We start from the raw sequence: 22,062 nt of genomic DNA on the forward strand, positions 1-22,062 counted from the left end.
CCTTCACCGGCGCCGGCGCGGTGCGGCGCGGCCTGGCCGCCGCCGGCTTCCAGGTCGACAAGCGTCCGGGCTTCGGCCGCAAGAAGGAACGGCTGGAGGCCGTGATGCCCGGCCAGCCGCAAGAACTCTCTCGGCCGCGCCGCCTGGCGGTGATCGGCGGCGGGATCGCCGGCGCCGCCATGGCCCGCGCCGCCCGGGCCGAGGGCCTTGAAGTCACGGTCTTCGACGACGGCGAGGCGCCGGCTTCGGGCAATCCCGCCGCCCTGGTCACCCCCGCCCTGGACGCCGGCGGCGGTCCGCGCGCCGCCCTGCCGGCCCAGGCCTTCGCCCGCGCCGTCGCCCTCTATGCCGAACTGCCTGAAGCGATCATCGCCCGCGGCGTCCTGAAACTGGCGGTCGCGCCGCGCGACGGCGAACGCCACGCCGCCGTCGCCGCCCAGAACCTGTTCGAGCCGGACGCCATGACCCTGCTCGACGCCGACGTCGCCGCCGCGCGGCTGGGCGAGCCGGTCGAGGCGGCCCTGGAGATGGCCGACGCCCTGGTCGTGGAGCCGGCCCGGGTGCTGGAAGCCTGGCGGGGACCGGCGACCCCGGCCCGCGTGGCTCGGCTGGCGCACGAAGACGGCGTCTGGCGCCTGTTCGATCCCGAGGATCGCCTGCTGGCCGAGGCCGACGCCGTGGTGCTGGCCGGCGGCGCCGGCCAAGCCCGGCTGTGGCCCTCCGCCCCGATCCGTCCCGTGCGCGGCCAGGCGACCTGGACCGACCGCCCGGCGCCCGCCCCCGCGGCCTTCGGCGGCTATGCGATCCCCACCCGCGACGGCGCGCTGTTCGGGGCCACCCACGACCGCGACGTCATCGAAACCGACGCCCGGGAAGCCGACGACCGCCGCAATCTGCAGGCCCTGGCCAAGGGTTTGCCGGACCTGGCGGCCAGGCTGACGGACGCGCCGCTGCAGGGCCGCGCCGCCGTGCGCGCGACGACCGCCGACCACCTGCCCCTGGCCGGCGCGGTTCCCGACGCTCCCGGTGGCGCCATTGGGGGCCTGTTCGTCCTGGGCGGCCTGGGCGGGCGCGGATTCTGCCTGGCGCCGCTGCTGGCCGAGCACCTGACGGCGCGGATTCTCGCCCTCCCGTCCCCCCTGCCTCGCGGCCTTTCGGCGCTGGTCGAGCCGGCGCGATTTTCGTCGCGCACTGAACCTAGAGCGGTATAATCGGTCGAACGGGGAAACTGGAGATCGTCATGCAGCGCATGTTCCTCGTCCTGGCCGCTTCGGCCGTCGCCCTCGCCGGCTTGACCGCATCCGTCCAGGCCGCCTCGCCCAAGACCAAGATCGACCCGGCCCAGTGCTTCCGCACCGAGCGGATGGCCAACTGGGCGTCCGACGACGATCAGGTCATCTATGTGAAGCTGGAAACCGGCGCGGTGTTCCAGGTGTCCCTGGTCGGGAAGTGTCCCGGGCTGACGACCTATCGGGTGCTGGCCTTCGACACCAGCTTCAACGACCAGATGTGCAACGGCCGACCCGCCAGCATCATCAGCCGCAGCGGGGCCGGTCCCCTGCACTGCGCCGTGGCGTCCGTTCGCGCCCTGACGAAGGAAGAGGCCAAGGCCCTCCCGGACTCCCAGCGCCCCTGACGCCGTGAACGCCACAAGAGCCGACGCCCACAGAATGTCGGCCTGACCGGCGCCCGACGCCCTCTCGGGAAACCGGACGATGACGCTCCCGATCCCCTCGGGGGCGTSTTTCTTTTTGGGTTGGCGGCGGCGCGCGGAACAGGTCTGCGCCGGCCCCCTCCGTCACGCCGCGTATTCGCGGCGCGCCACACCTCCCCCGCTTCGCGAGGCAGGAATGAAAAAAGGGCCCGGCGTCGCCGCCGGGCCCTTCTCTTAAGTCTTGATCGCGATCTTTAGAAGTTGATCGAGATCGTGGAACGGCGGTTCAGCGGTTCCTTCACACCATCGCCGGTGGCGACGGCCGGTTCGCTTTCGCCCTTCCAGTCCACGGCCAGGGTGGTGGCCGGGACGCCGGCTCCGACCAGACCGTCGGCGACGGCCTTGGCGCGGCGCTCGGAGAGCTTGGCGTTGTACTTCGGAGAACCCGAGGTGTCGGTGTGGCCGACCACGGTGATCTTCGTAGCATTGCCGCCCTTGGCGTAGTCAGCCGCTTGCGCGACCACGGCCTGGGCTTCCGGCGTCAGCACGTACTGATCGAACGGGAAGTAGACCACGAACTCACGCGCTTCGTACGCCGGAGGCGGCGGGGGCGGAGGCGGAGCTTCCGGGGGCGGAGGCGGCGGGGGCGGAGGCGGCGGCGGCGGGGGAGGCGGCGGCGGCGGCGAACCGAAGGTGTAGCGGATGCCCAGCGTCAGCGAGGTGTCCTTGTACTTGCCTTCGAAGGTGCCGACGTCGGTCGGGGCCAGACCGGCCGGACCGGTGTTCTGGGTCACCGAACCCCATTGCAGGTCGTCGGTCTGCAGGTAACGGCCGGTCAGGTCCAGCGACCAGTTCGGCGCGAAGTCCCAGGCGATGCCCAGGATGCCTTGCCAGGCCAGGGCCTGGTCGACGTCGTCGATGCTGGTGTTCTGGAACTGGGCGGCGCCGGCCGGAACGTTGGACAGTTGGCCGTAGACCTTGTTGTGGACCCAAGCCGTACCCAGACCGGCGCCGATGAACGGACGCCAGGTGGATTCGGGCATGAAGTCATAGATGACGTTGGCCATCAGGGTGGTGGCCTTCATCTCGCCGTCCACGCCGCCGCAGGTCGGCGCGGCGGTGGTGCGTGCGATACCGGGCGTGCAGAGACCCGACGGCGTACCCGTACCGTGAACGCCCGCGATGTCGCCCGGACGATAGCCGTACTCGCCTTCGACGCGCCAATTCGGGGTCAGCTTGTAGCCGATACGGCCGAAGCCCGCCCAATCGTCATCGGGGGAGAAACTCCACTCCGAGCCGGTCGTGGACGACGTGCCCTTGACGCCGTCGGGCCAATGGTACCCGACGTCGCCGGCGACGTACCAACCGCTCAACGTCATTTGGGCGGAGGCGCCCGACGCGGCGCAGAGCGCAAGCGTCGCAACACCAGCCAGCAACCCGATTTTCATGATGTAACCCTCTACGTGAATGTCTTGAAGTCGGCTCAGAGAGCAACCTCACGACGACAACGCGCCAGGATTGAAATCAGGTGTGGCCAAGGCGCCACATTCACGCCATTTCGTCGAAAGGTCGACGCAACACCCCGGGAACCGGGCCTCGCCTCATTCAGGAATAACGACGTTCGAGCAGGAACCGCTGTGGTTGCGCCGAGCAGGGCGAGATCGCGCGCTTGGTCCCATCCGAGAAAGCGTCGGATCGCTCAGCCTGAAGAGGCTTGCGATCGGTCTGAAGGAGAGAAGGGAATGGTGGACGCGACAGGGATTGAACCTGTGACCCCTACGATGTCAACGTAGTGCTCTCCCGCTGAGCTACGCGTCCGCCAAAGCGGCCTGGAAGCGCTTGTGAAAAGCGTCCCGGGCGGGAAGGTGTGGGGGTATAGCGGCGGCTTGGCCGTCGCGCAACCCGCCTTTCGGCGGGTTCCCAAAAAATTAGGCGGCCATCATCTTTTCGACTTCGGAGACCAGGTCGCGCAGGTGCACGGGCTTGGACAGCACCTTGGCGCCGGCCGGAGCGCGGTCCTGGGCCGACAGCGCCACGGCGGCGAAGCCGGTGATGAACATGATGCGCAGGGACGGATCGCGGGCGGCGGCCTGGCGGGCCACCTCGATGCCGTCCATGCCGGGCATGACGATGTCGGTCAGCAGCAGGTCCCAGGGGGTGTCCAGGTGCTGGACCGCTTCTTCGCCATCGGCGCAGGCCGTGACCTCGAAGCCGGCGCGCTCGAGCGCCCGCGCCAGGAACCCGCGGAGGGAGTCATCGTCTTCGGCGAGGAGGATGCGGGCCATGCGGTCAGTTTCCAGGCGATAGGCGGAATTGGAAAGCGGGAATCTAGAGAAGGACGGTAAATCCCGGATGAACCCGGCGCGCACTGTCCACAGCTAACGCTCGGGCGCCCGCTTATGTCTCTTATATCGCGGGGCGTTGGCGTTTGACCCGGAACCGCCGGACCGCGACAATAAGTCCATGACCGCATGGGAGCCAATCGCTTCGGAAACGCCGGCGACGGCGGAGCATGGCTTCTCGCCGGCCTTCGAGGTCGCGCGGCCCCAGGGCGCCGATCCCGAGGGGGGCGATCCGCCCCCTACCCCGCTGGTGTTCGCCTCGCCCCATTCCGGACGGCTGTACCCGCCCGACATGATGGCCGCCGCCCGGCTGACCGCCCAGGACCTGCGCGGTTCGGAGGACGCCTTCGTCGACGATCTGATCGCCGGCGCGCCCGCCCTGGGGGTCTGCGTGATCCGCGCCCGGCTGGCCCGAGCCTATATCGACCTCAACCGCGACGCCTGGGAGCTGGATCCCGCGATGTTCGAGGACGCCCTGCCCGACTTCGTCCAGACGCGCACGGCGCGGGTGGCGGCGGGACTGGGCGCGATCGCCCGGGTGGCCGGAGAGGGCCGCCCGATCTACGCCCGCAAGCTGACCTTCGCCGAGGCCAAGGACCGCATCGAGACCGCCCACCGCCCTTATCACGACACGCTGAACCGCCTGCTGGCCCAGGCGCGAAACGCCCATGGCCTGGCGATCCTGGTCGATTGGCATTCGATGCCGGCGGCGGCGGCGCGCGGCCATCGGGCGCGCGGCGGCGGTCCTTGCGACATCGTGCTGGGCGACCGCTTCGGCGCGGCCTGCGGGCCAAAGCTGACCGCGCTGATGGAAAAGACCCTGGAGGGGCTGGGCTACCGCGTCGCCCGCAACACGCCCTACGCCGGCGGCTATACCACCGAGCACTACGGCCGCCCGAACCGGCGCACCCACGCCATCCAGGTCGAGATCAACCGCGCGCTCTATATGAACGAGACGACCCGCGAGCCGACCGAAGGCCTGACGCGCCTGAAGGCGGATATCGAGTCGGTGACGGCCCGCCTGGTCCAGGCGGACTGGGCCGAACTCCTCTAGCCCTCACCTACGCCGTCATCCTCGGACTTGCTCCGAGGCGCCCTTGCGCCGTCGAGCTGTCGATAGGGATGGGCTGGGATCTCACCGCGCCACGGATCAGCCTTCTTCGCCCCTGAAACAGGGGTCCTCGGAACAAGTCCGGGGACGACGGACGTTAGAAGAGCGGGCGAAAGCCGCGCCCCGAGCCCAGGCCAAAAAAAAGCCCGGCTCGAAAGCCGGGCAGTTCATTAGGGAGGAAACGCCCAGGAAGGGCAGAGGCGGCAGCGCCGCCTCACAGGTTGCTTATAGGGTGCGGTGCGAAATGCATCAAGCAAAATCTTCGACAACGTTGTCGTTTTTTGCAGCCCTCACCGACTGAAACCCTTTGTAACACAAGGGCCGGAGAACGCCGCTCTCCAAGCTTGGCCGGTTTTCAGCACAATGCTGCACTGCACAATTAGTTGCCGAAGAAACGACATCCGTCCGCAACTTCCGCAAACCCCATGAATTTAAGGGGTTTGGGACTGACACCGGTTTCCTAGCCAATCTCTTGCGCAGGGGTGGGGTGGATAAACGTCGCGCAGTCGCGTAAAAGCCGCGCGCCTGACGCGCGCAGCGTCAAACCCCATTGTTCCTCCCGAAAGTTCGCCTTCTCCATGTCCATGCGAAACATCGCCATCATCGCGCACGTCGATCATGGCAAGACCACCCTCGTCGATCAGCTGCTGGCCCAGTCGGGCGTGTTCCGCGCCAACGAGGCGACGACCGAGCGCGCCATGGACTCCAACGACCAGGAGCGCGAGCGCGGCATTACGATTCTGGCCAAGTGCACCAGCGTCCTGTGGCACGGTGAAGCGGGCGAAACCCGCATCAACATCATCGACACCCCCGGCCACGCCGACTTCGGCGGCGAAGTCGAACGCATCCTGGGCATGGTGGACGGCTGCGTCCTGCTGGTCGACGCCGAGGAAGGCGTCATGCCGCAGACCAAGTTCGTGCTGACCAAGGCGCTGAAGATGGGCCTCAAGCCGATCCTCTGCATCAACAAGGTCGACCGCGCCCACGCCGATCCGGACAAGGTCCACAACGCCGCGTTCGACCTGTTCGCCGCCATCGGCGCCACGGACGAGCAGCTGGACTTCCCGCACATCTACGCCTCGGGCCGCGCCGGCTGGGCCACGCTCGACATGAACGTGCCCAACGACAACCTGGCCCCGCTGTTCGACCTGATCGTCCGCCACGTGCCGGAACCCAAGCAGATCGCGAAGGTCAACGAGCCCTTCCAGATCCTGAACGTGCTGATCGAATCCGATCCGTTCCTGGGCCGCCTGCTGACCGGCCGCATCGAGAGCGGCAAGGCCGTTCCCGGCATGGCCATCCACGCCCTGGACCGTAACGGCAAGGAAATCGAGCGCGGCCGCATCACCAAGGTGCTGGCCTTCCGCGGCCTGAAGCGTTCGCCGGTCGACGAGGGCGCGGAAGCGGGCGACATCGTCGCCATCGCCGGCATGTCCAAGGCCACCGTGGCCGACACCCTGTGCGCCATGGAAGTCACCGACGCCTTGCCCGCCCAGCCGATCGATCCGCCGACCATCTCGATGACCGTCTCGGTCAACGACAGCCCGCTGGCCGGCAAGGAAGGCGACAAGGTCCAGAGCCGCGTGATCCGCGACCGCCTGCTGAAGGAAGCCGAATCGAACGTGGCCATCAAGGTCAGCGAGACCAGCGAAGGCGACGCCTATGAAGTGTCGGGCCGCGGCGAACTGCAGCTGGGCGTCCTGATCGAGAACATGCGTCGCGAAGGCTTCGAAGTGTCGATCAGCCGTCCGCGCGTGGTGTTCCAGACCGATCCGGAAACCGGCAAGCGCCTGGAGCCGATGGAAGACGTCATGATCGACGTCGACGACGAGTTCTCGGGCATCGTCATCGAGAAGCTGTCGCTCCGTAAGGCCGAGCTGAAGGACATGGGTCCGTCGGGCGCCGGCAAGACCCGCCTCCAGCTGACCGCCCCTTCGCGCTCGCTGATCGGGTATCAGGGCGAATTCCTGACCGACACGCGCGGTTCGGGCGTGCTGAACCGCGTGTTCAGCCACTACGAGCCCTACAAGGGCGCCTTCGACCAACAGCGCAAGGGCGTGCTGATCAGCAACTCGGACGGTGAAACCGCGGCCTACGCGCTGTGGAACCTGGAAGAGCGCGGCACCATGTTCGTCGGCGCCAACGAGAAGTGCTATCTGGGCATGATCATCGGCGAGAACGCCCGTCAGGACGACCTCGACGTCAACCCGATGAAGGCCAAGCAGCTGACCAACGTCCGCGCCTCGGGCAAGGACGAGTCGATCCGCCTGACCCCGCCGCGCCGCATGACCCTCGAACAGGCCATCGCCTATATCGAGGAAGACGAGCTGGTCGAGGTGACCCCGAAGAGCATCCGCCTGCGCAAGCAGATCCTGAACCCGTCGTTCCGCAAGCGTCGCGTCAAGGAAGAATAGTCGGCTCCCGGAGCATCCGGGACAGACGATCAAGAGCCCGCCGCCCTCTGGGACGGCGGGCTTTTTCTTGGGCTTTTCGTCGCGTTTACAATTAACTGCCGCTTCAGAAACCACCGATACGGTGCACGCGCGGGATGCGGGGGTGTCCTGGGATTGCAGGATCGCGACGTGCGCCAGACTTCCGTCTTTTCGGGACCTACATCGCGAGTCGCGGCGCTGCTGTCGCGCCACCTGCCTGTCGTGCCCGAGGCCATGGCCGGCCGCGTCCGTTTCGAACAACTGGTCAGCATCCAGCGCCTGACGCCGGTGATGATGGCCGCCAACATCATCAACGCCCAGCTGGTCTGCCTGGCCGGCATCGGCGGCGCGGATCGCCTCACCCTGGTGGCCTGGGCCGGCGTCGTCACCTGCTATGCGCTGCTGGGCCTGCGCGGCTGGGTGGCCGCCCGACGCCGCAAGAGCGGCAAGAACACCGTCTCGGCCCGGGGCGCGCGCCGCGTGGCCCTGCAGGCCGGATTGCTGGGCCTCATCTGGGGCCTGCTGCCGGCCCTGGCCCTCAAGGACGCCGGCGTCCACATGAGCATGCTGATCGTGGCCCTGATGGCCGGGATGATCGGCGTCGGCAGCTTCGCCCTGCTGACCCTGCCCATGGCCGCCCTGGCCTATACGACCCCGCTGGTCATCGGCTCGCTCTGGGTCCTGCTGACCAGCCACGAACCGATCCTGCTGGCCTTAGCCGGACTTCTGATCTTCTGCTACCTGGTCGTTGGCCTGTCGTGCCTGTCGCACGCCAAGGTCTTCGTCGACCGCCTGGTGGCCGGCGACGAGCTGGAGCGCCAGAAGCAGGTGGTCAGCCTGCTGCTCAGCGACTTCGAGGAAGGCTCCAGCGACTGGCTCTGGGAAGTCGACGCCACCGGCGCCCTGACCTATGTCTCCGAACGCATGGCCGAGGCGGCGGGCCAGCCGCGCGAGGACCTGCTGGGCCGGCGGGTCGGCGAGCTGGGCGCCGAACTGGCCGAAGCCCCCGAGGGCCTTTCGAACCTGGTGGGTCTGCTGGTCGAGCAAAAGGCGTTCCGCGATGTGATCGTGTCGGTCCTGGTCGGCGATGAACTCCACTGGTGGTCGCTGAGCGGCAAGCCGATCCATGACCTGGACGGCGCCTTCGCGGGCTTCCGCGGCGTCGGCGCCGACGTCACTCAGGCCCGCAAGGACCAGGAGCGCATCACCCGCCTGGCCCACTACGACGTGCTGACCGGCCTGCCCAACCGCCTGTCGTTCCTGCAGGCCCTGAGCGGCGCCTGGGACGCCAAGGGTCGGACCGCCGGCTGCGCGGTGCTGTGCCTGGACCTGGACCACTTCAAGGGCGTCAACGACAGCCTGGGCCATCCGATCGGCGACGCCCTGCTGGTCGAGGCTGCCCGCCGGCTGCGCGCCTGCGTCGGCGAGACCGGGATCGTCACCCGCCTGGGCGGCGACGAGTTCGCCGTCGTGGTCCGCGACCAGCTGGCGCCGCCCGAACTCGGGGTCCTGGCCCAGGCCATCGTCGACACCCTGTCCCAGCCCTACGAGCTGGACGACCACCACATATCGATCGGCGCCAGCGTCGGCGTCGCCGTCGCCCCCACCGACGCCGACGACGCCGACACCCTGCTGAAGAACGCCGACCTGGCCCTCTACCGCGCCAAGGGCGACGGGCGCGGGGCCTACCGGTTCTTCGAGGCGACCATGGACGTCTGGGCCCAGGAGCGCCGGGCCCTGGAGATCGACCTGCGCTCGGCCCTGAAGAACGACGAGCTGAAGCTGTTCTTCCAGCCGCTGATCGGCGCCAAGGCGCACGAGATCACCGGGTTCGAGGCCCTGCTGCGCTGGGAGCACCCGCGACGCGGCCTGGTCGGGCCCGACGACTTCATCGAATGCGCCGAGCAGTGGGGCCTGATCTGCAAGATCGGCGAGTGGGTGCTGAACGAGGCCTGCCGCCAGGCCGCTTCGTGGCCGACCGCGCTGAAGGTGGCGGTCAACCTGTCGCCCAACCAGTTCGCGACCGGCGACCTGGTCGAGCAGGTGCGCCGGGCCCTGGACGAGTCGGGCCTGGCGCCGTCGCGGCTGGAGCTGGAGATCACCGAAGGCCTGCTGCTGCGCGACACCGCCGGCACGCTGGAGCAGCTCCAGGCCCTGAAGGACCTGGGCGTGCGCATCGCTATGGACGACTTCGGGACGGGCTATTCCAGCCTGGCCTATCTGTGGCGGTTCCCGTTCGACAAGATCAAGATCGACCGCACCTTCATCGCCGAGATGGCGGGCAATCCGGCCATCGCCGACATCCTGCGCACCATCACCCTGCTCGGCCGCACGCTGAACCTGGAGGTCACCGCCGAGGGAGTCGAGACCGCCGACCAGGCGCGGATCCTCGAGGACATGCGCTGCGACCACTTCCAGGGTTATCTGTTCGGCCGCCCCATGCCGATCGCCGACATCCCCGGCTTCCTGCTGGAGAACACCGCCCAGCGCCTGAGGCGCGGTCCGGCGGGGGACGTTGAGGATAGCGCCGCTGCGGCGGGCTAGACCAAACACACCCAAAACGGTTGTCATCCCGGACAAGCGCGCAGCGCGCCGATCCGGGACCGACGCGTGAGCTCAGAGCTTCCGGCGGTCCCGGGTCTTCGCTTCGCTACGCCTGGGATGACAGACTATTGGGGCCGGGTTCGTCAGACCCGGTTTCGGCCCCGGAACAGGCCCAGGATGAACAGCAGCACGATCGCCCCGATCGTCGAGATGATCAGGCTGCCGATCCAGCCCATGAAGTGAATGTTGAACATGCTGGCCAGGAACGCGCCGATCAGCGCGCCGACCAGGCCGACGATCAGATTGGTGATCAGGCCGTGATTGCGGCCCATGATCTGCTCGGCGATCCAGCCGGCGAAGATGCCGATGATGATCGCGCCGATGAAGCCCACACCGTTCATGTCTTTTGATTCCCGCAGCCAAGGTTGCTGGGGGAATGCCCGAGCGCGCGGTTGGTTGCCCCTTAGCGCGAGGTGTCGACCCGGGCCACCACGCTCATGCCCGGCCTCAGGCGGGCGACGTCGTCCTGGTTCGGATCGAGCACGATGCGGGTGGGCAGGCGCTGGACCACCTTGGTGAAGTTGCCCGTGGCGTTGTCGGGCTTGATCACCGCGAACTCCGAGCCCGTGGCCGGCCCCATCCGCTCGACATGGCCGCGCAGCTTCAGGCCGCCCAGGGCGTCGACCTGGACCACCGCCGGCTGGCCCACCTTGATGCGCGCCGTCTGGGTCTCCTTGAAGTTGGCCGTCACCCAGGTCTGGCGCGGCACCACGCCCATCAGCTGGGTGCCGATGGCGACATATTGGCCGAGCTTCACGCCCACCTCGCCCACCGCGCCGTCCTCGGGCGCGCGGATGGTGGTGTTGGCCAGGTCGATGCGGGCCAGCTCGACCGCCGCCCGGGCGTTGGCCAGGGTCGCCTCCAGCCCCTCGCGGTTGACCTTGGTGGTGGCCAGGGCCTGGTGGGCGATGTCGATATTGGCCTTGGTCTGGGCGACGCCGGCGGCGGCCTGGCGCTGGGCCACCTGCAGCACGTCGCGCTGGCTGGGGGCCAGCCAGCCCTGGGCCAACAGCGGCTCGGCCCGCTTGATGTCGACCTGGGTCTTGGCCAGGGCCGCCTGGCTGCTGCTGGCCTGGGCCTCGGCGAGGCGGATTTGGGCGGCGTTGGAGGTCTGGGCCTGGAGGTTGGCGTCCAGCGCCGCCTGGGCCGCCTGAACGGACGCCTCGGCCTGGGCCAGCTTCTGGCGATAGATGCGGTCGTCGATCTGGACCAGCACCTGGCCCGCCTTCACGGGTTGGAAGTCCTTGACCGCCACCGCCGTCACATAGCCGTCGACCTTCGGCGCCAGCAGGGTGACGTAGCCGCGGACATAGGCGTTCTCGGTGCTCTGCACCGTGCCGATGAACGGCGGCAGCTTCCAGGCGTAGAGCACCAGCAGCACGCCGCCGATCCCGGCGATGATCACCGGAATGGCCGCGCGCGACCACAGGCGCTTGGGGGGAGACGGGGGCGGAGGCGGCGGCGCGGGCGGCGGGACTTGCGGATCGGACATCAGGCGGCCTCCACGGGCGTCAGCCGGGCCGCGCGACGCTGGCGCAGCTCGGTCCTGACGCGCAGGAACAACAGATAGGCAAAGACCATCAGGGCCATGACGGCCACGGTGGCGAACACGTCGTCATAGGCCAGGACCGTGGCCTCGCGGGTGGCCTGCTGGGCCAGCAGGGCCGCGCCTTCGCCGCTCCGCAGGGCCGGATCGGTCAGCACCCCGGAATAGGAGCCCGACAGCTGCTTCACCCGCAGCGCGACCTGCGGATCGGTCAGGGCCAGGCGGCTGACGATGGCGTCGGAATGCACCCGCTCGCGGATGGTCATCAGGGTGCCCAGGAAGGCCGAGCCGCCCAACGCCCCGACCACCTGGCCGGTCGAGAACAGCACGATGAAGCTGACGATGTATTCCTGGCCCATCTTGATGGCGCGCGGGAAGCCGGCCAGCAGGGCGGCGGGCAGGAACAGCGCCCCGGCGAAGGCCATCATCCCCTGGCTCAGATACATCTGCTCTGGCCGGGTCAGGCTGGTCGACAGACTGTCCATCCAGGCCGCGACGGCGACCATCAGCAGGGCGATCAGGGCCGGGGTGCTGACGTGCTCGGGATTGATCGTGAAGGCGACGATCAGCATGCCGGCCAAGGTGGCGAAGAACATCACCCACGACAGGCCCGCCATCTGGTCGTTGTTCATGCCCAGGGTCTGCAGCAGGCCGAACGCCCCGACGCCCTGTTCGGACAGCACGATGCGGAACAGCAGGATGATCACCAGCAGGCGCAGCAGGTCGGCGCTGGACAGCCAGCGCAGGTGGATCAGCGGCTTTCGGCGATGCAGCTCGACCAGGGCCGAGGCGACCAGGAGCACGATGGCGGCCGCTAGGCACCAGCCCAGCCACGGGCTGTCGAACCACCACACATAGCGCCCCTGCCCCAGCACCACGCACAGCAGGGCGATGCCCGGCGCGAACAGGGCGAAGGTCAGGAAGTCGCGCCACTCGAACATCTCCACGCGCGGTATGGGCGGCAAGCGCAGCAGGTTGACCGCCGACAGGCAGACGACGCTCAGCCCGATCTCGGCCAGGTAAAGACCGTGCCACTCGCCGGTGTCGAGCAGGTCGGACGACACCAGCCGCGACAGCGGCACGGCCAGCTGGGCCCAGCCGATGCCCAAGGCCAGGCCGACGATCCGCCGCTCGGGCGGCGCGGCCTCGACCATGTAGAGCAGGGTCAGGGTCGACAGGGCCGAAGCCGCCATGCCCGCCGCCGCCCGCACGGCGATGGCCGAGCGCAGGTCGTTGCTCAGCAGGTGGGCCAGGCCGATGACGATGAACAGGCCCAGCCCGATGTCGGCGAACAATCGCAGCCCGTACTGGAAGCGGAACTTCACCGCCAGCAGGCCGATCGTGGCGTTGGCGGCGGTGTAGGCGATCGACAGCCAGGCCGCCTCGTTGGTGTAGGCGCCCAGCGAGCCCTGGATCCAGGGCAGGTTGTTGTTGATCAGGTTGGCGCCCAGCCCCTGGGTCAGGCCCAGCAGCATCGATACCGCGCCGTAGGCCAGTCCATGCGCCCAGGTCCATGGCGCCATTGGGGGCGGCGAAGGCGGCGGGGCTGGGACGGCGCTGTCGGTCACTTCAGGTGAAGCTCCGCCTTGGGAAATCGTTCCGCGTGGACGATCGCATGAGGCGAGCCTATCACCCCGCGACCTATGCTAGGCAAGGTCTTGAGGAGACGCCCGCCATGGTTCACCCGGTCTATGCCGACCTGCCCACCACCATCTTCGAGGAGATGAGCGGCCTGGCCCGCCAGACCGGGGCGATCAATCTGGGCCAGGGCTTTCCCGACGACGCCGGGCCGATGGCGCTGCGCCAGAAGGCCGGCGAGGCGCTGATCATGGGCACGAACCAGTACCCGCCGATGCGCGGCCTGCCCGCCCTGCGCCAGGCCGCGGCGGCGCACTACGGCCGGACGCAGGGCCTGGACCTGGACTGGCAAGCCGAGATCGTCGTCACCTCCGGCGCGACCGAGGCCCTGGCGGCGGCGTTCCTCAGCCTGATCTCGCCCGGCGACGAGGTGGTGCTGTTCCAGCCGCTGTACGACGCCTACCTGCCGATGGTGAAGCGGGCGGGCGGCGTGCCGAAACTCGTGCGCCTGACGCCGCCGCACTGGCGGTTCGACCGGACCATGCTGGAGGCGGCGTTCAGCGACCGGACGCGGATGGTGGTGCTGAACACCCCGCTCAATCCGGCCGGCGTCGTCACGCCCGACGAGGACCTGGCCCTGCTGGCCGAGTTCTGCGTGAAGCACGACGCCATCGCCGTCTGCGACGAGGTCTGGGAGGCCGTGGTGTTCGACGGTCGCGAGCACCGGCCGCTGATCGGCTATCCCGGCATGCGCGAGCGCACCGTGAAGATCGGCTCGGCGGGAAAGATGTTCGGCATGACGGGGTGGAAGGTCGGCTTCCTGTGCGCCGCCCCCGCCCTGACCAAGGCCCTGGCCGGCGCCCACCAGTTCCTGACCTTCACCACCCCGCCCAACCTGCAAGAGGCGGTGGCGTTCGGTCTGCAAGAGCCCGGCGATTGGTTCGAGGCCATGCCCGCGGGCCTGCAGCGTTCCCGCGACCGGCTGGCGGCGGGTCTGCGCGCGGCCGGCTTCGTGGTGCTCGACAGCGGCGGGACCTATTTCCTCAATGTCGACCTGAAGGCCTCGGGGATCGACGAGGACGACCGCACCTTCGCCTTGCGGGCCGTGCGCGACCACGGCGTGGCCAGCATCCCGGTCTCGGCGTTCTACGCGCAGGACCCGGTCCGCCACATCCTGCGCCTGTGCTTCGCCAAGGCGGACGACACGCTGGACGAGGCGGTGAAGCGGCTGGCGAAGGCGCGGGCCGCGCTCCGATAGGCCCTCCCCCTGTGGGGGAGGCGATCGCAAAGCGATCGGTGGGGGGAGTTCTAGGACGGTCAATCCGGGCTGTGGTCCAGACCCTACCACTCCCCCCCGTCGCCCTTCGGGCGACACCTCCCCCACAGGGGGAGGAGCTTTAGGCCGCGATCGTCTCGGCGGTCGGGCCGAACACCTCGTAATGGATGCGGTCGGCCGGTACGCCGGCGCCCGCCAGTCCGTTCACGAACACCTTCAGGAACGGCGTGGGGCCGCACAGGTAGAAGTCGGCGTCCGCGAACGGGGTGTTGGCCTTCAGCCAGTCGATGGAGATGAACCCATTGAGGTCATGCGTCTCGCCGATCCGGTCGCCCGCCAGCGGATCGCTGTAGAACGTGGTCACCGAGACGCCGCCGTGGTCCTTGGCCAGGGTGCGGACATGGCCGTCCAGGGCGTGGACGCCGCTGTTGAGCGCGCCGTGCACGAAGTGGGCTTCCAGCGCCGGATGGGCCTTGGCGATGTGCTCGACCATGCTGACCATCGGCGTCAGGCCGACGCCGCCGCTGAGCAGCACTACCGGACGGGTCGGCTCGTCGGCCAGGAAGAAGTCGCCCGACGGCGGGGTGGCCCGCAGGATGTCGCCAATCCGGGTCTGGTCGTGCAGGAACCGCGAGACCGCGCCCAGGTCCTCGCGCTTGACCGAGATGCGGTAGCTCTCGCCGTTCGGGCCCGCCGAGATCGAGTAGTTGCGCTTCTCGCCCGGAGCATCGGGCAGGTCGAAGCGGAAGGTCAGGTACTGGCCGGGCTTGTGCGGGATCACCCGCCCGCCGTCCGCCGGCCGCAGCACGAACGAGGTGATCACCGCGCTCTCGCGGATCTTCTCGGCGACCACGAAGTCGCGCCAGCCGGTCCAGCCGCCCTCGAAGGCCTCGATCTCGGCCCGGATGTTCGCCTCGCGACCGATCAGGATGTCGGCCAGGAACCAGTAGGCCTCGCCCCAGGCGGCCAGGATTTCGTCGGTGGCCGCCTCGCCCAGCACGTCCTGGATCGCGCCCAGCAGGGCCTTGGCCACGAACGGATAGTGCTCGGCCAGGATGTGATAGCCGACATGCTTGTGGGCGATGCGTTCGACCACCGGCAGCACGACGCACAGATTGTCAATGTTCTGGGCGTAGGCCAGGATCGCCCCGGCCAGGGCCTTGGGCTGGGCGCCGGTCCCCTGGTTGGCGTGGTTGAACAGGGCCCTGATGTGGTCGTCCTGGAACAGCCGGGCGTACATCGCCAGGGTGATCTTCTCGCCATGTTCGGCCAGGGCCGGAACCGTGGCCTTGACGCGCGCGATCGTGTCCGCGCTGAGCGCAGCCGCCATTGTCTCTCTCCGTGTCTGGTTTTCTGGGTTGGGTTCGCGGTCAGGCGACCGCGGGTTGGTCAGAATCCGCCTTGGGCAGGCGGAAATTGATGGCGAGGTCCAGGCTCTGGGCGATCCGCGCGGCCTTGGCCTGCATGACCGCGGCGACGGGCGGCGACATCATCTCGGCGGTCGTCTCGGCCCAGATCGCCAGCCAGCGGCCGAACATCTCCGAGGGGATGCGGGCGGCGTGCCTGAGATGGACCGCCACCGGATTGCCCTTGTAGCAGCCGCTGGTCAGCATCACCGACGACCAGAAGTCGGCCAGGGTCGCCAGGTGATGGTCCCAGTCCCCGACCGCGTCGTTGAACACCGGGCCGAGCTCGGCGTCGGCGCGGACACGGGCGTAGAAACGATCCAGCAGGGCCGGCAGGGCGGCTTCGATCTCGGCGGCTTGGCTCGGGTCCATGGTGATGGCCTAATTGATGCGTCAAAAATGCATCTATAAGCCCGCAGCGAAACATGCAAAGAAAATGCTTGTTCTACGTATTCGTCCTTAGGCGCCGCCTTGGGGCGTCCGCCCGGAGTGCCGATGCGCCTGACGCGCTACACCGACTATGCGATGCGGGTTCTGCTGCACCTGGCGGCGCGACACGACGGGGACCTGTCCTCGATCGGCGAGATCGCCAAGCTCTACGACATTTCGCAGAACCACCTGATGAAGGTGGTGCAGGACCTGGGCAAGGCCGGCTTCGTGCGCACCGTGCGCGGCCGGGGCGGCGGCATCGCCCTGGCCCGTCCCGCCGACCAGATCGTCATCGGCCAGGTGGTGCGCCAGACCGAGGAAGGCTTCCAACTGGTCGACTGCACCAATTGCATGATCGCCCCGGCCTGCACCCTGCCCCGCGTCCTCAATGAGGCGACGGCGGCGTTCATCGCGGTGCTCGACAAGTACAGCCTGGAAGACCTGCTGGATCAGCGCCACCAGATGCGGGCGCTGTTCGGGATCACCGAACCGGCGGCGCTGACCGCCGCGACCTAGGCCGGCGTAGCGACCGGCTCGGCCTGTTCGACGGGCGCCGCCATGCCGCGTCTGGCCAGCACCTGGACCAGCACCGAGAGCATGTCGCGCAGGTCGATCGGCTTGGCGATGTGGGCGTCCATGCCGGCTTCGAGGCAGGTGTCGATCTGGGTGCGCATGACGTCGGCGGTCAGGGCGATGACCGGCAGGGCGCTCCAGCGCGGATCGCGGCGCAGGATGCGCGTGGCCTCCAGCCCGTCCATCACCGGCATGTTGACGTCCATCAGCACGATGTCGAACGCCTCGGCCTCCAGCGCGTCAAGGGCCTCGCGGCCGTTCTCGACCTCGACCAGGTCGCAGTCGAACGGGGCCAGGAACAGCTTGATGACCCGGCGGTTGACCGGATGGTCGTCGACCACCAGCACCCGGCGGCCGTGCAGGGGCGAGAGCGTCTCGTCCTCGCCGGGGGCGCCGAACGCCGCGACGCTCGTCTCCGTCGCCCCGGCGCTGGAAACGTCGACCCGGAAGCCGAGGGTGAAGGTCGAGCCTCGGCCCTCGCGGCTGTCGACCAGGATCTCGCCGTCCATCAGCTCGGCCAATCGGCGGGTGATGTTCAGGCCCAGGCCCGTGCCGCCGAAGGTGCGGGTGGTCGAGGCGTCAGCCTGGGTGAAAGCGCCGAACAACTTGGACAGGGTGGCCGGGCTCATGCCGATGCCGGTGTCGGTGACGGTCAGGCGCACGTCGGTCCGGCCGGTCCGCGGATCGGGCGCCCAGGCCAGGGTCACGTCGACCTGGCCGATCACCGTGAACTTCAAGGCGTTGGACAGCAGGTTGGCCAGGCACTGGCGCACCCGCACGGCGTCGAACAGCAGCATCGGCGGCGGCTCGCCGACGACGGTGAAGGTCAGCTCGACGCCCTTCTCGCGCGCGGTCGGCTGATAGCCGCCGATCAGGCGAGCGCAGATCCCGACGAGGTCGCCGGCGGTCGGGGCGATCTCCAGCTTGCCGGCCTCGATCTTCGACAGGTCCAGGATGTCGTTGAGCAGCACCAGCAGGGTGTCGCCGCTGTCGATCATCAGTTCGACCTGCTCGCGCTGGCGGGCGTTCAGGGCCTCGCCGCGCAGGGCCTGGGCCATGCCAAGCATGCCGTTCAGCGGCGTGCGCAGCTCGTGGCTCATCACGGCCAGGAAGGCGGACTTGGCCTCGTTGGCCGACTCGGCGCGGCCGCGCGCCTCCTTCAGCCGCTGCGAGGCCCGGCGCAGATAGAAGCCCCAGCCCACCCCGCCCACCACCAGCACGCCCAGCAGCATGGCGATAACGATCGAGGCGTGGGCCAGGCGGCGGTTCAGCTCGACCTCGGCGGTCAGGCGACGGCTCTCGTCGCGCTTGGACTTCAGCTCGGTCTCCAGGGCCGAAGCCATCTGGGCGCCGTTGCGCGACAGGGCGGCCTGGGTCTTCTCGTGGTCCTGGCGGCGCCATTGATCCAGCTGGCGGAAGGCGTCCTCGCCGCGATGCTCGGCCAGGGCGATATAGGCGCTGAGCAGCAGCTCGGCCTGGGGATCGCGCTCCAGGGTCTCGATCGGGATGGCGCGGATCACGTCGAGATCGGCCTTGGCGGCGGCCGCTTCGCCCAGCTCGGCCCGGGCCTGGGCGCGCAGGCGCAGGCTGAGGCCGGTCAGGCGGTTGGTCGGCCGGGCGATCTCGAACGCGCCGTCGGCCAGGCACTGCAGCACCCGGCGCGGGGCGTGCCGCGCATTGGCGATGCGGGCGCACAGATAGCGATCCCAGGTCTTCAGGTCCGGATCGCCGGCCGCCTGGGTCATGTGGTGGTGCACGCTGGCGAAGTGCTCGGCGGCGTCCAGCTCGCCCACCTCGGCGGCAGTGTAGGCGATGTCGTAGATCCGCTCGACCTTGCGCATGTAGAAGGCGTTGCCCTCGTCCAGCCGGGCGGCCTGGCTCATGTGGTCCAGCGCGCCTTCCTTATCGCCGATGTAGGACAGGGTGTAGGAATGCACCTGATGGGCCTCGGCCAGCATCGACCGGGCGATGGGGCCCTTGCGCTCCATCTGGCCCATCACGTCGGCGGCCAGGCGCGAGGCGTCGGCCCACTGGCCCGAGCGGCCCAGGGTGCGGATGCGCTCCAGCGCCGCCATCATCCGGATGTTCGGACCCGAGCGCTCCAGATAGCGTACCCAGTCGGCCTCGTTGAAGGTGCGAAAACCGCCGGACTCGTGGCGGTAGGCCGTGGTCAGCAGGTCGACCAGGCTCAGCAGTTCGGCGTCGCCCTCGGCCACGGCCAGGCGACGGACGCGGCGGGTCCAGTCGTCGAACTGCGGCTGAACCTGGTTGCTCTTGTAGGCGTAGAGCACCGACCACAGGCCATACAGGCGCTTGTCGCCGTCCTGCTTCATCGCCCAGCGCCCGATACGCTCGATGTCGTCGTTCTCGCGCGACGGCGGTTCGATCTCGTCGCGGCTGACCTCGCGATAGACGGCGTCCAGCCTGGCCGACTGCGGCGAGCGGGCAAGGGCCGCGCCGCCGGTTCCGGCCAACAGGGTCGCGATCGCCGCGAGGAACAGGACGTAGCGCCGCAAGCCGTGGTTTCCTGGTGAACCGCGGCAACCTACAAAAACGACCTGTATCCAAAGTTAAAGAACGGCGGAACGCGACATTCCATCGCTGAATAGCGGAATGCCGGGCAAAATATCCTCTCCCCGATCCCCTAAGCTCAAGTTTGTGGCGTCGCTTAGATGGTCGCCCCGCCGTCCACCACCAGAGCTTGTCCGGTCATGAAGCTGCCCGCCTTGGACGCCAGGTAGACGGCCGCCCCGGCCAGTTCGTCCGGCTCGCCGATCCGGCGCAGCGGCACGCCCTTGGTCGAGCGTTCCAGGGTCGCGGGATCGTCCCACAGGGCCTTGGCGAAGTCGGTCTTGATCAGGCCCGGCGCGATGCAGTTGACCCGCACGTTGTCGGGGCCGAACTCGTGGGCCAGGTTGCGGGCCAGTTGGAAGTCGGCGGCCTTGGAGATGTTGTAGGCGCCGATGACGGCGTTGCCGCGCAGCCCGCCGATCGAGCTGACGATGATGATCGCGCCGTCCTTCCGCTCGCGCATCTCCGGGGCGACCATGCCGATCAGCCAGTGATTGCTGATGATGTTGTTGTCCAGGATCTTGCGAAACTGGTCGTCGGCGATGCCGGCCAGCGGGCCGTAATAGGGGTTTGACGCGGCGTTGCAGACGCAGATGTCGACCTTGCCGAACGCCGCCTTGGTCTCGTCGACCAGGCGCTGCAGGTCCTCCTTGGAGGCGATGTTGGCCGGGACCGCGATCGCCGTCCCCTCGCCGTGCCTGGCGTTGATCTCGGCGGCGACCTCGTCGCAGGGCCCGGCCTTGCGCGAGGAGATCACCACCTTGGCCCCGTGTTCGGCCATGCGCTGGGCGATGGCCTTGCCGATGCCGCGCGAACTGCCGGTGATGATCGCCACCTTGCCGCTGAGGTCGAAGAGGGTGGTCATGGCGCGCTCCCGGCAGCTTCAAAACGATTGTTTGAATTGCCGGCAACTTGGAACCAAGGCCCGCCCAGGTCAAGCCGCCTCAGAACCGATAGGTGAAGCCGAACAGCGGCCCCTTGAGGTCGAGATCGACGTCGACCCGGCCCTTGTCGTTCTCGAAGTGCAGGTAGCGATAGCCGCCCATCAGCCGCCAGCGGCTGGAAAGGTCGTACTCGACCAGGGCTTGGCCCTGCCAGCTGGAGGTGTCGCTGCCCCAGCCGGCGTCGGCCTGGCCGGTCAGGCCCCACCGACCGTACTGGCCCCGGGCCCGCGCGCCGATCACCCCGTCGGCCCAGCTGGTGTCTCCGCTGGCGTCGATCAGCTCGCCGTTGGGTCCGCTGAGCGTGAAATCGGTCTCGAGCCAGTAGCCCCTGACACCGGCCGTCAGGTCCAGGTCCCATTTGTCGCCGTCGACCAGGCGGTAGTAGCCGTTCACCGACCCCACCATCGCCTTGGTGCCTAGACTCGGGGTCAGGGGGATCGCCGGCGGCAGTTCGATATTGTCGCCGAAGCCGATGTCGACATAGGCGAAATCCACGAGCGCGCCGAACCGGTCGCCGCTGATCTCGGCCACCCCGAAGCCGAAGAACTCCAGGTGATCCAGGAAGTTGCCGTCGACGACGGGGGTCGGCCGGTCGGCCTGCAGCCCCAGCGGCCCCTCGACGCTGGGCAGCCAGACATAGGTGCCCATGCGGAATGTCACGTCGTCGGCCCTGGCCTCGACGGCGCCCGCCGCCAGCGCCACGGCAAAGCCCACAACCACCGCAACCCTCATCGGACAGCTCCCTTGAGACCCGGGCAGAGCCTGAACCGTCCAAGCGGGGGGTAAATCAGGTGAATTCCCTAGAGGGACGCTCGGCTTGCCGCTATCGACGCCAGATGGATGTCAGGCATCGACAAAAGTTCGCGGGCGATGTCGGATCGCCGACCGTGCGGCCGTCCTCTGGGCACAAACCGCTGCCCTTTGGAGAAACGCCATGAACGCCCCCGCCCCTTCCCCGATCGCCGAGCGCGAACTGGTGCTGACCCGCATCATCGATGTCCCGGCCGACAAGCTGTACAAGTGCTGGACCACGCCCGAGCGCATGCACGAGTGGTTCTGCCCCAAGCCCTGGACCGTCTCGCACGCCGAGATGGACATCCGGGCCGGCGGCTCCAGCCTGATCGTCATGCAAGGCCCCAACGGCGAGGAGATGCCCAATCCCGGCGTCTATCTCGAGGTCGTCCCGAACAAGCGCCTGGTCTTCACCGACGCCTTCTCCTCGGCCTGGGTCCCGTCGGGCAAGCCGTTCATGGTCGCGATCGTCGAGTTCGAGGACCTGGGCGACGGCACGACCCGCTACACCGCCACCGCCCGCCACTGGACGGTCGAGGATCGCCAGGCCCACGAGCAGATGGGCTTCCACGAAGGCTGGGGCATCGTCGCCGACCAGCTGGCCGAAGTGGCCAAGACGTTCTGAGCAACCCCTCCGCCCGTCGTCCTCGGACTTGTTCCGAGGACCCCGCGTTCAGCCGAGAAGAACGCGGACCGGTGGAACGGTGCGTGTGCGGATTACCCCGACCGGCAAACCAGCGGCCATGGGGGTCCTCGGAACAAGTCCGAGGATGACGGAGATTGGGTGCGTAGCGCGCACCCAAT

At 68.5% G+C, this 22,062-nt stretch carries 18 protein-coding genes and 1 tRNA gene; 8 read left to right on the forward strand and 11 right to left on the reverse strand.

Annotated elements, in window-relative coordinates:
• Together mnmC1 and AC1DYP_RS16150 are read left to right on the forward strand one after the other, a co-directional pair.
• On the forward strand, positions 1 to 1,211 hold a 1,211-nt coding region (gene mnmC1, locus AC1DYP_RS16145; protein ID WP_477047188.1), incomplete at its 5' end, for an FAD-dependent 5-carboxymethylaminomethyl-2-thiouridine(34) oxidoreductase MnmC1.
• A 29-nt stretch (positions 1,212 to 1,240) separates the two neighbouring features.
• Positions 1,241 to 1,636 (forward strand): DUF6491 family protein, encoded by a 396-nt coding sequence (locus AC1DYP_RS16150; protein ID WP_477047189.1) that lies wholly within the window; start codon positions 1,241 to 1,243, stop codon positions 1,634 to 1,636.
• Between the two features lie 272 nt (positions 1,637 to 1,908).
• Here AC1DYP_RS16150 and AC1DYP_RS16155 read toward each other — a convergent pair whose 3' ends face one another.
• From AC1DYP_RS16155 to cpdR, 3 genes are all read right to left on the reverse strand, one after another.
• Positions 1,909 to 3,102, reverse strand: a complete 1,194-nt coding sequence (locus tag AC1DYP_RS16155; RefSeq protein WP_477047190.1) for an OmpA family protein — start codon at positions 3,100 to 3,102, stop codon at positions 1,909 to 1,911.
• A gap of 295 nt (positions 3,103 to 3,397) precedes the next feature.
• Positions 3,398 to 3,472, reverse strand: a tRNA-Val gene (locus tag AC1DYP_RS16160).
• A gap of 110 nt (positions 3,473 to 3,582) precedes the next feature.
• Positions 3,583 to 3,939 (reverse strand): cell cycle two-component system response regulator CpdR, encoded by a 357-nt coding sequence (gene cpdR, locus AC1DYP_RS16165; protein ID WP_012284930.1) that lies wholly within the window; start codon positions 3,937 to 3,939, stop codon positions 3,583 to 3,585.
• 178 nt (positions 3,940 to 4,117) lie between these two features.
• Here cpdR and AC1DYP_RS16170 point away from each other — a divergent pair, with 178 nt between their 5' ends.
• The 3 genes from AC1DYP_RS16170 to AC1DYP_RS16180 all read left to right on the forward strand — a co-directional run bounded on the left by AC1DYP_RS16170 (position 4,118) and on the right by AC1DYP_RS16180 (position 10,083).
• On the forward strand, positions 4,118 to 5,050 hold the full coding sequence (locus AC1DYP_RS16170) for an N-formylglutamate amidohydrolase (RefSeq protein ID WP_477047191.1): 933 nt from the start codon (positions 4,118 to 4,120) through the stop codon (positions 5,048 to 5,050).
• Between the two features lie 635 nt (positions 5,051 to 5,685).
• Positions 5,686 to 7,521 carry a translational GTPase TypA gene (gene typA / locus AC1DYP_RS16175; protein WP_477047192.1) on the forward strand — a complete coding sequence of 612 codons (1,836 nt, stop codon included), beginning with the start codon at positions 5,686 to 5,688 and terminating at the stop codon, positions 7,519 to 7,521.
• 168 nt (positions 7,522 to 7,689) lie between these two features.
• Positions 7,690 to 10,083, forward strand: coding sequence for a putative bifunctional diguanylate cyclase/phosphodiesterase (locus tag AC1DYP_RS16180; protein WP_477047193.1), 2,394 nt, complete (start codon positions 7,690 to 7,692; stop codon positions 10,081 to 10,083).
• A gap of 143 nt (positions 10,084 to 10,226) precedes the next feature.
• Here the strand turns inward: AC1DYP_RS16180 and AC1DYP_RS16185 are convergent, their stop codons facing one another.
• From AC1DYP_RS16185 to AC1DYP_RS16195, 3 genes are all read right to left on the reverse strand, one after another.
• Positions 10,227 to 10,484: a GlsB/YeaQ/YmgE family stress response membrane protein gene (locus tag AC1DYP_RS16185; RefSeq protein WP_477047194.1), complete on the reverse strand. Its 258-nt coding sequence runs from the start codon at positions 10,482 to 10,484 to the stop codon at positions 10,227 to 10,229.
• A gap of 62 nt (positions 10,485 to 10,546) precedes the next feature.
• On the reverse strand, positions 10,547 to 11,635 hold the full coding sequence (locus AC1DYP_RS16190; protein ID WP_477047195.1) for an HlyD family secretion protein: 1,089 nt from the start codon (positions 11,633 to 11,635) through the stop codon (positions 10,547 to 10,549).
• Positions 11,635 to 13,257: an efflux MFS transporter permease gene (locus AC1DYP_RS16195; RefSeq protein WP_477047196.1), complete on the reverse strand. Its 1,623-nt coding sequence runs from the start codon at positions 13,255 to 13,257 to the stop codon at positions 11,635 to 11,637. The genes AC1DYP_RS16190 and AC1DYP_RS16195 overlap by 1 nt, the downstream gene beginning before the upstream one ends.
• 107 nt (positions 13,258 to 13,364) lie before the next feature.
• Here AC1DYP_RS16195 and AC1DYP_RS16200 point away from each other — a divergent pair, with 107 nt between their 5' ends.
• Entirely contained in the window at positions 13,365 to 14,525 is a 1,161-nt protein-coding gene (locus AC1DYP_RS16200; protein ID WP_477047197.1) for an aminotransferase, read from the forward strand.
• 139 nt (positions 14,526 to 14,664) lie between these two features.
• On the opposite strand, the gene hmpA is transcribed toward AC1DYP_RS16200, so the two are convergent.
• Both hmpA and AC1DYP_RS16210 read right to left on the reverse strand, forming a co-directional pair.
• Positions 14,665 to 15,873 (reverse strand): NO-inducible flavohemoprotein, encoded by a 1,209-nt coding sequence (hmpA, locus tag AC1DYP_RS16205; protein ID WP_477047198.1) that lies wholly within the window; start codon positions 15,871 to 15,873, stop codon positions 14,665 to 14,667.
• 40 nt (positions 15,874 to 15,913) lie between these two features.
• On the reverse strand, positions 15,914 to 16,321 hold the full coding sequence (locus AC1DYP_RS16210) for a group III truncated hemoglobin (RefSeq protein ID WP_477047199.1): 408 nt from the start codon (positions 16,319 to 16,321) through the stop codon (positions 15,914 to 15,916).
• A gap of 123 nt (positions 16,322 to 16,444) precedes the next feature.
• Between AC1DYP_RS16210 and AC1DYP_RS16215 the strand changes: the two genes are divergently transcribed.
• On the forward strand, positions 16,445 to 16,894 hold the full coding sequence (locus tag AC1DYP_RS16215; protein ID WP_477047200.1) for an Rrf2 family transcriptional regulator: 450 nt from the start codon (positions 16,445 to 16,447) through the stop codon (positions 16,892 to 16,894).
• On the opposite strand, the gene AC1DYP_RS16220 is transcribed toward AC1DYP_RS16215, so the two are convergent.
• The 3 genes from AC1DYP_RS16220 to AC1DYP_RS16230 form a co-directional block, all read right to left on the reverse strand.
• Positions 16,891 to 19,467, reverse strand: a complete 2,577-nt coding sequence (locus AC1DYP_RS16220) for an ATP-binding protein (protein WP_477047201.1) — start codon at positions 19,465 to 19,467, stop codon at positions 16,891 to 16,893. The two genes, AC1DYP_RS16215 and AC1DYP_RS16220, sit on opposite strands and share 4 nt — an antisense overlap.
• A 152-nt stretch (positions 19,468 to 19,619) precedes the next feature.
• Positions 19,620 to 20,387, reverse strand: a complete 768-nt coding sequence (locus tag AC1DYP_RS16225; protein ID WP_477047202.1) for an SDR family oxidoreductase — start codon at positions 20,385 to 20,387, stop codon at positions 19,620 to 19,622.
• Between the two features lie 79 nt (positions 20,388 to 20,466).
• Entirely contained in the window at positions 20,467 to 21,186 is a 720-nt protein-coding gene (locus AC1DYP_RS16230; protein WP_477047203.1) for a porin family protein, read from the reverse strand.
• A 214-nt stretch (positions 21,187 to 21,400) separates the two neighbouring features.
• Here AC1DYP_RS16230 and AC1DYP_RS16235 point away from each other — a divergent pair, with 214 nt between their 5' ends.
• Complete coding sequence (locus tag AC1DYP_RS16235; RefSeq protein ID WP_477047204.1) at positions 21,401 to 21,883, forward strand: SRPBCC family protein; 483 nt, start codon at positions 21,401 to 21,403, stop codon at positions 21,881 to 21,883.
• Positions 21,884 to 22,062: the final 179 nt, after the last annotated feature.

This window comes from Caulobacter sp. P1_D6 (assembly GCF_056406095.1).

Coding starts and splice junctions, on each gene's coding strand:
- AC1DYP_RS16150 (WP_477047189.1), top strand. CDS start 1,241: ATGCAGCGCATGTTCCTCGTCCTGGCCGCTTCGGCCGTCGCCCTCGCC.
- AC1DYP_RS16155 (WP_477047190.1), bottom strand. CDS start 3,102: ATGAAAATCGGGTTGCTGGCTGGTGTTGCGACGCTTGCGCTCTGCGCC.
- cpdR (WP_012284930.1), bottom strand. CDS start 3,939: ATGGCCCGCATCCTCCTCGCCGAAGACGATGACTCCCTCCGCGGGTTC.
- AC1DYP_RS16170 (WP_477047191.1), top strand. CDS start 4,118: ATGACCGCATGGGAGCCAATCGCTTCGGAAACGCCGGCGACGGCGGAG.
- typA (WP_477047192.1), top strand. CDS start 5,686: ATGTCCATGCGAAACATCGCCATCATCGCGCACGTCGATCATGGCAAG.
- AC1DYP_RS16185 (WP_477047194.1), bottom strand. CDS start 10,484: ATGAACGGTGTGGGCTTCATCGGCGCGATCATCATCGGCATCTTCGCC.
- AC1DYP_RS16190 (WP_477047195.1), bottom strand. CDS start 11,635: ATGTCCGATCCGCAAGTCCCGCCGCCCGCGCCGCCGCCTCCGCCCCCG.
- AC1DYP_RS16200 (WP_477047197.1), top strand. CDS start 13,365: ATGGTTCACCCGGTCTATGCCGACCTGCCCACCACCATCTTCGAGGAG.
- hmpA (WP_477047198.1), bottom strand. CDS start 15,873: ATGGCGGCTGCGCTCAGCGCGGACACGATCGCGCGCGTCAAGGCCACG.
- AC1DYP_RS16210 (WP_477047199.1), bottom strand. CDS start 16,321: ATGGACCCGAGCCAAGCCGCCGAGATCGAAGCCGCCCTGCCGGCCCTG.
- AC1DYP_RS16215 (WP_477047200.1), top strand. CDS start 16,445: ATGCGCCTGACGCGCTACACCGACTATGCGATGCGGGTTCTGCTGCAC.
- AC1DYP_RS16225 (WP_477047202.1), bottom strand. CDS start 20,387: ATGACCACCCTCTTCGACCTCAGCGGCAAGGTGGCGATCATCACCGGC.
- AC1DYP_RS16235 (WP_477047204.1), top strand. CDS start 21,401: ATGAACGCCCCCGCCCCTTCCCCGATCGCCGAGCGCGAACTGGTGCTG.